Source organism: Micromonospora qiuiae (genome assembly GCF_016863555.1).
Classification (GTDB): domain Bacteria; phylum Actinomycetota; class Actinomycetes; order Mycobacteriales; family Micromonosporaceae; genus Micromonospora; species Micromonospora qiuiae.
In genome coordinates this window covers 60,685-69,856 of record NZ_BOPC01000048.1, presented here as the reverse complement: position 1 = coordinate 69,856, position 9,172 = coordinate 60,685, and the positions used below count along the sequence as shown (strand labels likewise).

The following is a 9,172-nucleotide window of genomic DNA, read 5'->3' as shown; positions in this document are numbered from 1 at the left end:
GCGTCGGCAGCCTCGGCATCGATTTCGATCGCTACTGGCTTTCGGGTCGAGAGATGGAGGACCGCTTCGTCGCTGCCGGGTTTGCCCTGGTTTTTCAGGGCAGCACCCCGCCCGAGGAAGGAGAGCCCTCGTACGGCTACATGCTGGTCCGCAAGACCAACCCGGCAACCGCGTAGTCGTACTTTCGCGTGGCCATGCTGCTGCGCGAGCAGGGCAACCTCGACGAACCCTGGCCAATGGGCGAACACACCCGACGTCCGGATCTGCCGCAGAGCGCTTGTCGAATGTGAGCCGCCGCGGTTCTGCGGAGCGGATCCGGCGCGCACCAGAGGAGTTGGTCGGACCTTGTGTGAGGACGGGACGGTCATGAGTTGTCGTGTCCGCGTGGGAGGGTCGAGGGTGTGTACGAGGAACGATTGCCGGTCGGGTTGGTCGCCGTGCGGTGTGGTTTGAGCTCCCGGCAGTTGCAGCGGCGCTGCAACACCGCGTTCGGTTACGGGCCGAAGACTCTGCACCGGATCTTGCGGCTGCAGCGGGCTCTCGCGTTGGCTCGGTCCGGTCAGTCGCTCGCGACAGTGGCGGCCGAGGCGGGCTACGCCGACCAGGCCCACCTCGCACGTGAGGTGCGAGCGATGGCCGCCGTGCCGCTGAGCGCTTTACTGCGGTGACTGGGACCAGGCGAAAAGGTCCACGACGTTGCCGTCCGGATCGCGCACCTGTGCATAACGCTGCCCCCACGGTGCGTCCCAGGGCGCTTTGACCGACGAGTATCCGGCGGCGGCCAGGTCGGCGTGGCATCGGTCCACCTCGGCGGCATCAGAGCAGAGAAAAGCCCAGCCACCGGAGGGCTGTGCCGGCTGGTAACCCGGATCGAAGGACTGCAACGAGGCGTGCGTATCCCACATGAGACGGATACCGCCCACGACCGCCGTTTCGACATGCGCCTCCTGGTCGGCACCGGCCGGAAACTCCAGGCCCAGCCGTCGATAGAAGGAGAGAGACGCTGCCATGTCGGCCACAGCAAGGCCGATCGCGTTGAAGGTGGGTGCCATGACTCCGACCATAGGAGCATGTTGCCGCAGGGGTCTTGAACGAATCGGACACCGGCCAACCACACTACGTCGGCCATTCGTCCCCTGGCACGCCGGGTGGTGCATCGACGCCAGCGATCGCGGCCAGGTCCGCCGCCGGTACGCCCAGTGCGCCTGCTATCTCACCAACCAGGACAGGGTGCGGATTGTGCCACCCTGTTCGCGCTGCGTTGATCGTCGACATCGCGCGGGCGGTCCGCAGGGCGAGTTCCTTCACCGAAACGCCCCGGTTGTCCATGAGCTTGCACAGCACAGCGCCGAATGGATGCGGCTCCGGGGCACCGGCCTTCGCGAGTGCGGGCCCGATGATCGTGTCCGCGATCTTCGCCTGGAAGCGCAGCAGCCGGCTGCCCTCGAACCGGACGCGTCCGAGGAACGGCAACGTCTGCCCCGCGCGGCTTCCGAGCGTGCCCGGCACCGAAACCTCGGTAAACGCGTTCTTCTGCCGGTCGTGGTTGCTGGCGACCTCGCGGGGGTAAGCCGCCTCGACCTGCGTGACCTGCCAGTTGCTGTTCCACCACGGAAGTTCAGCCAGCAGGTCGTTGAAGAACGGCGGCAGGACCGCGAGGTCGACCGGCTTCGGCCTCTGCGTGTGCGTGATTCCGGGCCAGTACGTCAACGCCTTCTGCACGGCGGGGGTGAGCGTACGTCCAGCGACATTCATCGTCGCAATGTAGTCCGGGGACCTCGCAGCATACGGATCTGCCGCCGACCGGGCGCCACGTTGCGTGACAGACGCCCAGGTAGGGCGAACGGTCGGTCCTGCCAAGGTCAATGCACATGCGAATGCCTAACCGATCCTGGCATGATGTCGTGGGTGATCGTCCGAGGCGCGACCGTGCGGGACGCCGATGCACTGGCTGTGGTCCATGTACGCGCCTGGCAGGAGGCGTACCGTGGGCAGGTCCCCCAGGAGTATCTCGACCAGTTGGATCCGTCCCGTCGCCGGCAGGGATGGCGGCAGCGGCTCCAGCAGGATCACGCACCGGCCGGCACCCTGGTGCTGGAGCACGAGCGTGACGGCGTGATCGGGTTGATCAACGTCTCGCCGAGCCGGGACGCAGACACGGATCCGCAACTGGTGGGGGAGATTCAAGCTGTCTACCTCTTGCCGAGGTTCTGGGGTCAAGGCGCCGGCCGGCTGCTGATGAAGGCGGGCATGCGCCGGCTGGCGGAGGCCGGCTACCGAGAAATCATCCTGTGGGTGTTGGAGACGAACGGACGCGCTCGATGCTTCTATGAGGCTGGTGGATGGCGTGCCGACGGATCGAAGAAGATAGATGACTCTCGAGGTTTCCCCTTGGCCGAGGTCCGCTACCGCCACACCGCCACACCGTCGTCACCCAATCGATAATTGCGGCTTCGGTGTCCTGATCTAGTCGGGTTGGGTTAATCCGGGTTCCCCGTGCCGGTGGTGGGCGGCCCCGCACCCGGCCCGATCGGGTCCTGGCCGACAAGGCGTACAGCTCAAAGGTCAACCGTGACCACCTGGGTCGACGCGGTATCAAGGCCACCATCCCGATCAAGGCCGACCAGCGCCCTGCGGTCAGGTCGACGACGTCTCCACGTCTGGAAGTTGGATGTCTCGCAGGCAGTTCCAACCGCGCCGCTCCGTCACGCGCGCTTCTCCGCACGCCCGCGCATCGCCACTGACCAGCGGCTGCGCTCTTCGCAACGAAGCGGACTCCTGTGCAGAGCGAGGGGTGTGCCGTTTGGGATCGATGGCATCGCTGGCACTCGAGATCTCTCGAAGCGTGCGAAAGGTGAATATTCCCGACGCTGTCGGATCTCCGACTCGGCCGGCTGCGTCGGACAGGTTGTCCGTCGTAATCCATGCGCGTCCACCAACATTGCGTGGAATTCCATGAACCTAGTCGAAATGCGTTAACCGAAGCGTCACTAGTGAGGTGTTGTTACGATGCGCATAACTATCGGTGAGCTCGTCTCGTTATCGACGAGGTAACCCTCAAGTCGATGGAGACTGACAATGACACCCCCGGCGACGTACCCGATGCATCCCTGTCCCGAAGTGAGGGAGGTGCTCCGGTTGCTCCACGAACGCGGCTTCACGTTCGAAGTCAAGGCCAAGCTTTACGATGTCATCTGCCCATGCAAAGAGCACTCCCGGCAGGCGCATTTCAGGCCCAGTCGCCCGAAGGACTACGGCGAACAGTTGTTGGCGTGGGCGCAGAAGCTTCGCTGTTGGCCGGAAAAGAGGGACGGGGGATTGTCATGCGGGTCCGGATCGCCTTGCGGGTCGCGCCAGCCGATCGACGTGACGTGCAACCGCTCGCAGTGTGGCTTCGCCAAGAGGCCAACCGCATCCTGGAAGCCCTACTCGAAGCCGAAGAAGACGGTGCCGTCGCAAATCTCGCCACCGAAACAGACGCAACCGATAACTCGATCACGATCGAGGCGATCGTTTCGTCCGACGATGAAAAGACGGCAAAGGAGTTGCTCGCCTCGCTCTTGGCTCCCTTCACGTCCCCAGAGGCAGACCGAGCAGTTGGTGGCGCAGTAAAATACGAAGTAATTGACATTTGGGCATTGCCGCTGCGGTCGGGTTTATGACGTATCAACTCGGGGCCGGTTTTTCTGGACACGGACGACCCTGACGGAACCGGCCCGTCCTGGTCGCGATAAACTGCGTCGTCGCTTCGCTCATCGCCTAAGGAATGAGGCAAAATATACGGCTGCGAGCGCGCAACACACGCCGGGGCGTCGAGGCGTCAGCCGGGTGCCCGGCACTAGTTCGCCGAACTACTTTTTGAGGCTCTCGCTGATCAGACTGCTCAGCTGCTGGAACAGCAGATCTGCCCGCTGAGGACGGCGGTGCCGAGGTCGGGGCTGGCTCGGTTCTACGGCATGGCCCGGCGGCGGCAAGCCTGCGCTCAGCCGTTCTTGGCTCGGGAAGTGTCTCGGCGGCGCTTGGCGTTGGCTACGAGCCGTGGTGGCTTTCCGTGGCGCCGCCGCCATCGTCAAGACGGGTTGAGAGGGCGCTACCGTTCGGACGTGCCGGCCACCGCGGATTGAAGGTGCCCGAGACGAACTATCACAGTCGCCCGCGTTCCGATCTTGAACCGCGCCGTTGCATGGACACCTTCTGGCAGCCCGACGCGGCGTCCTCGCGTCGTCAACGCGACCATGGTGTCGGCGGGGAGCGCCGACGCGAGTGTCCCTAGCAGGCCTGGAATGCCTTTCTCCTGACGTGAACCCAGCCATGAGGTCTGTTCGCCGTACGGCATGTCGGTCAACACGAGCCTCGGCGGTGGTAACGCGGCCAAGAATGCGGCCACCTGCTGGTGGTCGAGGATGTCGGCCCGTCCGACCACATAAGGGAGGTCTCCGCCACCCTGGGCAAGCAACTCTTGCAGGCGCCGCGCAGCCTCGGCGGATTCCCCGTGGGAGGGCCGGCCGAAGCGGTGCGCCATGTCTTCCAGCTCGGCTGTCCGTTTCCGCATGCCCTCGGCGGACAGGAGAGCAAGGTTCGCTCGTGCAAGCCGGAGCGGGCCATCGGCGATGTCCGAGGCGACAAGTCCCGCGATTTTGTCCCGATGCAGCAGACCCAACACGGTGAGCAGGTACCCGCTGCCACAGCAGGGATCCCATACGGTCAGAGGCCGGGGTTGTCCCAGGGCGTGCCACGCGCGGAGGAACACCTCTGATGCGAGGCGGACGGGAAAGCCCGGATGGCCCGGTGCCGAACGCAGCACCGCCCCGCTGGCCAGGTCAGAGTAGTCATGTCGCTCCGTCACAAACCGATAGGTCATCACACCTCCGAGTAGTCACTACTGCCCGCGCCGAAAACGTCGAACTCTGCTTCGCTCTCCGACGAGGCTGCTCGCGGCGTTCTTGCGGCGGCGCCACAGCTGGTGGCCGCCGACCGAGTAGCAGCCGTGGGATTGCCGGACGCCGCGAAGCCGGCCTGGACGAGCTGCATGATCCGCCCGCAGCTACTCCCCAGGTCGCTACGCCGGTTCGACGGGCAGCCAGAGCTCGCAGGTCGCGATCCTGAGGTCGTTCGTGGGATCGAGCATCGCAACGATCTCCGGGCCTGGCCGCAGCCGCCACGGATTGAAGGGAAACCATGCGGCTGCGGCTGTGGTCCAGGCATTCTGAAGGGTCTGCGGATGCGGCCCCGCAGTCCGGAGGACCACCCAACTGCCGGCCGGGACCTCGATGATGTCGAGGTCGCCCGGGATCGGCGTGCTGGGGGACACGGCGACCCCGTGCAGGTAGGTCAGCTCGCTGCCCTCGTCGTAGTCGGCGTCGAGGTCGTCGCTGACCGCGAGCAGGCCGCTCGGCTCAGCGTTGCCGAGCGCCTTCAAGCGCAGGTGCTCCTCGGCCGGCAGTGCGGCGATGTGCTGTTGGATGTACGGGTTGATGCCTTGGTGGATCAAAGGAACGCGAGCAGCGTGCCCCACGAGCCGGAACGCGGGATGGTCGACGATGCGAGTATCCATGTGTTCGCTCCCTTCGACAGGTAGGCGGAACCTGAGCTGGGGGGTGATCTACGGTGTGCCGGTCGCGGCTGACCGTTGTTCCTCCGACCCGATTGTTCGGCGGCGCTGATGCAACACACCCGATAGAAGCTGCACGGGAAGAGTCGGGTGCGCAGGATCGATGACGCCGCATCCTGGGGCTATGGATGACACGACATTGGTCTCCCGCTTTCTTCGCGAGGGCTTCGTCAAGTTGGCGGGTGCCGTCGCGCCGCGGGTGGCCGCGGACTGCGCGCGGCTGCTGTGGCGAGAGACGGGCTGCGACCCGGACGACCCAGCGACGTGGACACAACCGGTGCACTGGGTGGCGGGCATGGCGCAGGGGCCGTTCGCCGCCGCACCCAACTCCCCGTTCCTCCATCACGCGTACGACCTGCTCGTCGGCGCGGGACGCTGGGAGCCGCGCTACTCGCTGGGCACGTTCCCGCTGCGCTTCCCGCATCAGGAGGAGCCGAACGACGCGGGCTGGCACATTGAGGGCAGCTATCTGCCGGAGGGCGAGAGTTGGTACTTCACGAATGTGCGCTCCCGTGACCGGGCGCTGCTGATGCTGTTCCTGTTCAGCGAGGTCGGTGAGGAGGACGCCCCGACCCGGATCCGGGTCGGCTCACACCTCGACGTGCCGAAGGTGCTGGCGAAGTACGGGGAGAACGGGGCGAGCGGGCTGGACCTGGCGCCCGACCTGGTGGCGGCATCCAGCCACCGGCCACTCGCCCTCGCCACCGGGTCCCCGGGCGACGTTTTTCTGTGCCATCCGTTCCTGGTGCACGCGGCGCAACCGCACCACGGGACACGGCCGCGCTTCATGGCTCAGCCGCCGCTGATGCCGGCAGCACCGTACGAATTGGAGCGCGCCGACGGCGCGTACTCACCCGTAGAGATCGCGATCCGTTGGGGTCTTGATCAGGACCCTCCCGCCCTGGACGGGGTAGGCGCCGACGACAATGCCGGGTAGGCGCGCCAGGCGTGGCGTGGGTGATGCGACAGAGGCGGGGATAAGGGTGGTTCTGCGGGTGAGTGGTCGCAACGCTCGATTCCAGCAGTGGGAGGCTCTCCTGCGTAATCGGACCAAGCGGCAGCGTAGCCGCACGTTCCTCGTGCAGGGCGTGCGTCCGATTGCCATGGCCATCGAACACGGCTGGCAGATCCAAGAGCTGCTGTATGACACGAGCGTTGCGCTGTCTGGCTGGGCACGCGAATTGCTGGAAACGGTCCGGGCCGAGAAAATCGCCGTCTCCCGTGACCTGATGCACGAGCTGGGAGGTAAGGCGGACACCGTTCCAGAGTTGCTGGCCGTGGTCGCGCTGCCGGAGGACGACCTGTGCCGTATTCCGGCCGGACCGAGCATGCTCACTGTCGTGTTCGATCGGCCGACCAGCCCCGGCAACATCGGGACTCTCGTCCGGTCCGCAGACGCCTTCGGCGCCTCCGGCGTCATCATCACCGGCCACGCCGCCGATGCGTATGACCCGAAGGCAGTCCGGGCGAGCACCGGCTCGCTGTTCGCTCTGCCCGTGGTCCGAGTGCCCACACGCCAGACCGTGCTGTCCTGGGTCGTTGACGTCCGCGCCGGCGGCATCGGCGTGAGCGTTGTGGGAACCGACGAACTGGGCACGCTGGATGTCGCCGATTACGACTTCAGGCAACCTACGCTGATCTTGATCGGCAATGAGACCACTGGTCTCAGCTCCGGCTGGCGTGAGGCCTGCGACCAGCTTGTCCGGATTCCGATGTTCGGGGCGGCCAGCTCCCTGAACGCGGCGGCCGCTGCGACCGTCGTGCTGTACGAATCGGCACGGCAGCGGGCCGCTGCTGCCCGGCGGTAGCGGACTGATGGCCGCAATGCCACCTCACCGAATTGTGGTACGGCAAGTGTTTGTCGCGAGGCAGCATCATGCGGTGTTGGCGGCGTTGGAAGCGTTGCAGGAAGGCGTAGGCGCGTAGCTGCGTCACCGCACGGGCGGCGTGGCGGTCCTTGGGATCGAGGAGATGCACGGTAACCACTGGTGGGTTGCCTTTTTCGGGCACCGGGGTGGGCGCGGTGTGCTCAGCAGGGCGCTGAGGCTGGCGGCGACGCCGTCAGGGTGACCGAATACGGCCGAGGCGGCGATCAACCGGTTCGCGCCGGCGTGCAGCAGACGGACGATCCGGAGCAGGTGGTTACCGGGTTTCGAGGCCCTGATGACGGGCAAGGACATGGCGGGATGTCCGAGCCAGGAGCCAGCCTTGAACTGCCGGTACTGGCACGGGCCAGGAAAGGAGAGCGGCGATGAGCCAGCCGGTGGACAACACGACGGCATATGGCCACGATCAGGACCGTCAACCGCCGAAGAGTCGCAGCGCCGCGCAGGAGGCGGCGGATCGTAACCCCGACGACTACGGCCCGGGTGCCGAGGACGGGACTGTCGTCAACCCGGCTTCCGGAGTCGAGTACGGCGAGGTCGACAACGCCCCTGATGCCCGGCCTCGTTGACCGTCGGCTCAGAGCCCGCGGAGCGGCACTCACCGTGGCCGGCACCGGCCAAACTGCTGCTCAGCGCCGCGCCCCACAACAATCGGGCGGGTTCAGCGAGCGAACGTCAACCCTGCCGTGCCTCCCTGGCGGGGATCCTTCTTGTTGATCACGAAAACCTTGCCCCGGCGGCGGGCCACGACCGAGTTCATCTTCCGCGTCAACGCCCGCAGCGAGCTTCTGACCTATCGTCCCTCCGTCCCCAGCACGTAACCGTAGGCCGGCACGCCGAGCCGAAGCAGGCCTACTATCGGGTCCGACTACCCGCATTGGAATGCATGTGCGGCGACGTCAGGTGGCGCCGAGGAGGTCCCACCGGTTGCCGGCGATGTCGAGAAAGACCGCGACTCGGCCATAGGATTCGGTGCGTGGTTCCCGGACGAAGGTGACACCAGCCTGCCCCATGCGCAGGTATGCGGCGTCGAAGTCGTCGACGCGGAGGAAGAATCCGACTCGGCCGGCTGCCTGGTTACCGACGGCAGCGCGTTGGTGTTCTCCGTCTGCGCGGGCGAGCAGAATCCCGGTCTGGGCACCCGGCGGCCGGACGACGACCCACCGCTTGGGTCGCCCGTCGTTGGTCAGCGATGGGGAGTTCTCGACGAGGTCAAAGTCGAGTACGTCGGTGAAGAACGTGATCGCAGGGTCGTACTCGTCAACGATCAGGGCGACCAAGTCGATCTGCATCGCGGCAGCGTACACGGGGTCGGATCGCCGCAGCGTTGGCTTCTTGGCGCATCCGCACGGGAACGGGTGCGAGCTGGCCGCCATGCTGGTTCGCCTGCTGGCCTGACGGAGATTTTGAGGCCGGGCCAGGCGGCACAGGTTGAAGGTCAAGCTGATGCTGGACGCGGAAATCGGCTGTTGGCGGTGCGAGCGGGCCGGGACTGTGCGCTGGCCTGTCAGCCCGGCGTCTGCCCGGATGCCGACCACCAGGCTGATGGCGAGGTGACGAGGACCCGGCACCGTGGACGCAATCGACAGAGCGCGCCCGCGATGGCGCAGGATGCGAGAAGACGAAGCCTTGATAGGCAAGTGTCGGATTACCTATGGTTGACGGGTGCAGGTGC

Annotated in this window: 11 protein-coding genes and 3 pseudogenes; 8 read left to right on the top strand and 6 right to left on the bottom strand. The window is 66.0% G+C overall.

The window, feature by feature from the left end:
- Both Vqi01_RS30820 and Vqi01_RS18025 read left to right on the top strand, forming a co-directional pair.
- Positions 1-176: pseudogene (locus Vqi01_RS30820) on the top strand (SAM-dependent methyltransferase); the annotation flags it as partial.
- Positions 177-416: 240 nt separating this feature from the next.
- Positions 417-668: pseudogene (locus Vqi01_RS18025) on the top strand (helix-turn-helix domain-containing protein); the annotation flags it as partial.
- Here the strand turns inward: Vqi01_RS18025 and Vqi01_RS18020 are convergent.
- Both Vqi01_RS18020 and Vqi01_RS18015 read right to left on the bottom strand, forming a co-directional pair.
- Positions 657-1,052, bottom strand: a complete 396-nt coding sequence (locus Vqi01_RS18020) for a VOC family protein (RefSeq protein WP_204035966.1) — start codon at positions 1,050-1,052, stop codon at positions 657-659. The pseudogene Vqi01_RS18025 and the gene Vqi01_RS18020 sit on opposite strands and share 12 nt — an antisense overlap.
- A 64-nt stretch (positions 1,053-1,116) precedes the next feature.
- Positions 1,117-1,755, bottom strand: a complete 639-nt coding sequence (locus tag Vqi01_RS18015; RefSeq protein WP_204035965.1) for a helix-turn-helix domain-containing protein — start codon at positions 1,753-1,755, stop codon at positions 1,117-1,119.
- A gap of 153 nt (positions 1,756-1,908) precedes the next feature.
- Between Vqi01_RS18015 and Vqi01_RS18010 the strand changes: the two genes are divergently transcribed.
- The 3 genes and pseudogenes from Vqi01_RS18010 to Vqi01_RS18005 all read left to right on the top strand — a co-directional run bounded on the left by Vqi01_RS18010 (position 1,909) and on the right by Vqi01_RS18005 (position 3,662).
- Positions 1,909-2,445, top strand: coding sequence for a GNAT family N-acetyltransferase (locus Vqi01_RS18010; RefSeq protein ID WP_204035964.1), 537 nt, complete (start codon positions 1,909-1,911; stop codon positions 2,443-2,445).
- A 38-nt stretch (positions 2,446-2,483) separates the two neighbouring features.
- Positions 2,484-2,630: pseudogene (locus tag Vqi01_RS30815) on the top strand (IS5 family transposase); the annotation flags it as partial.
- Between the two features lie 642 nt (positions 2,631-3,272).
- Positions 3,273-3,662: a hypothetical protein gene (locus tag Vqi01_RS18005; RefSeq protein WP_204035963.1), complete on the top strand. Its 390-nt coding sequence runs from the start codon at positions 3,273-3,275 to the stop codon at positions 3,660-3,662.
- Positions 3,663-4,090: 428 nt separating this feature from the next.
- Here the strand turns inward: Vqi01_RS18005 and Vqi01_RS18000 are convergent, their stop codons facing one another.
- Positions 4,091-4,861: an rRNA methyltransferase gene (locus Vqi01_RS18000; RefSeq protein ID WP_204035962.1), complete on the bottom strand. Its 771-nt coding sequence runs from the start codon at positions 4,859-4,861 to the stop codon at positions 4,091-4,093.
- A gap of 198 nt (positions 4,862-5,059) precedes the next feature.
- Positions 5,060-5,554: a GyrI-like domain-containing protein gene (locus tag Vqi01_RS17995; protein ID WP_204035961.1), complete on the bottom strand. Its 495-nt coding sequence runs from the start codon at positions 5,552-5,554 to the stop codon at positions 5,060-5,062.
- Positions 5,555-5,735: 181 nt separating this feature from the next.
- On the opposite strand from Vqi01_RS17995, the gene Vqi01_RS17990 reads away from it, so the two are divergent.
- The 3 genes from Vqi01_RS17990 to Vqi01_RS17980 all read left to right on the top strand — a co-directional run bounded on the left by Vqi01_RS17990 (position 5,736) and on the right by Vqi01_RS17980 (position 8,066).
- Positions 5,736-6,548 carry a phytanoyl-CoA dioxygenase family protein gene (locus tag Vqi01_RS17990; protein WP_204035960.1) on the top strand — a complete coding sequence of 271 codons (813 nt, stop codon included), beginning with the start codon at positions 5,736-5,738 and terminating at the stop codon, positions 6,546-6,548.
- 40 nt (positions 6,549-6,588) lie between these two features.
- Complete coding sequence (locus Vqi01_RS17985; protein WP_204035973.1) at positions 6,589-7,419, top strand: TrmH family RNA methyltransferase; 831 nt, start codon at positions 6,589-6,591, stop codon at positions 7,417-7,419.
- Positions 7,420-7,862: 443 nt separating this feature from the next.
- Entirely contained in the window at positions 7,863-8,066 is a 204-nt protein-coding gene (locus Vqi01_RS17980) for a hypothetical protein (RefSeq protein ID WP_204035959.1), read from the top strand.
- 92 nt (positions 8,067-8,158) lie between these two features.
- On the opposite strand, the gene Vqi01_RS17975 is transcribed toward Vqi01_RS17980, so the two are convergent.
- Together Vqi01_RS17975 and Vqi01_RS17970 are read right to left on the bottom strand one after the other, a co-directional pair.
- Positions 8,159-8,278, bottom strand: a complete 120-nt coding sequence (locus Vqi01_RS17975; protein ID WP_204035972.1) for a 50S ribosomal protein L36 — start codon at positions 8,276-8,278, stop codon at positions 8,159-8,161.
- Positions 8,279-8,396: 118 nt separating this feature from the next.
- Positions 8,397-8,789 carry a VOC family protein gene (locus Vqi01_RS17970; protein WP_204035958.1) on the bottom strand — a complete coding sequence of 131 codons (393 nt, stop codon included), beginning with the start codon at positions 8,787-8,789 and terminating at the stop codon, positions 8,397-8,399.
- Positions 8,790-9,172 lie beyond the last annotated feature (383 nt).

Coding starts and splice junctions, on each gene's coding strand:
- Vqi01_RS18015 (WP_204035965.1), bottom strand. CDS start 1,755: ATGAATGTCGCTGGACGTACGCTCACCCCCGCCGTGCAGAAGGCGTTG.
- Vqi01_RS18020 (WP_204035966.1), bottom strand. CDS start 1,052: ATGGCACCCACCTTCAACGCGATCGGCCTTGCTGTGGCCGACATGGCA.
- Vqi01_RS17970 (WP_204035958.1), bottom strand. CDS start 8,789: ATGCAGATCGACTTGGTCGCCCTGATCGTTGACGAGTACGACCCTGCG.
- Vqi01_RS17995 (WP_204035961.1), bottom strand. CDS start 5,554: ATGGATACTCGCATCGTCGACCATCCCGCGTTCCGGCTCGTGGGGCAC.
- Vqi01_RS18000 (WP_204035962.1), bottom strand. CDS start 4,861: ATGACCTATCGGTTTGTGACGGAGCGACATGACTACTCTGACCTGGCC.
- Vqi01_RS17980 (WP_204035959.1), top strand. CDS start 7,863: ATGAGCCAGCCGGTGGACAACACGACGGCATATGGCCACGATCAGGAC.
- Vqi01_RS17990 (WP_204035960.1), top strand. CDS start 5,736: ATGGATGACACGACATTGGTCTCCCGCTTTCTTCGCGAGGGCTTCGTC.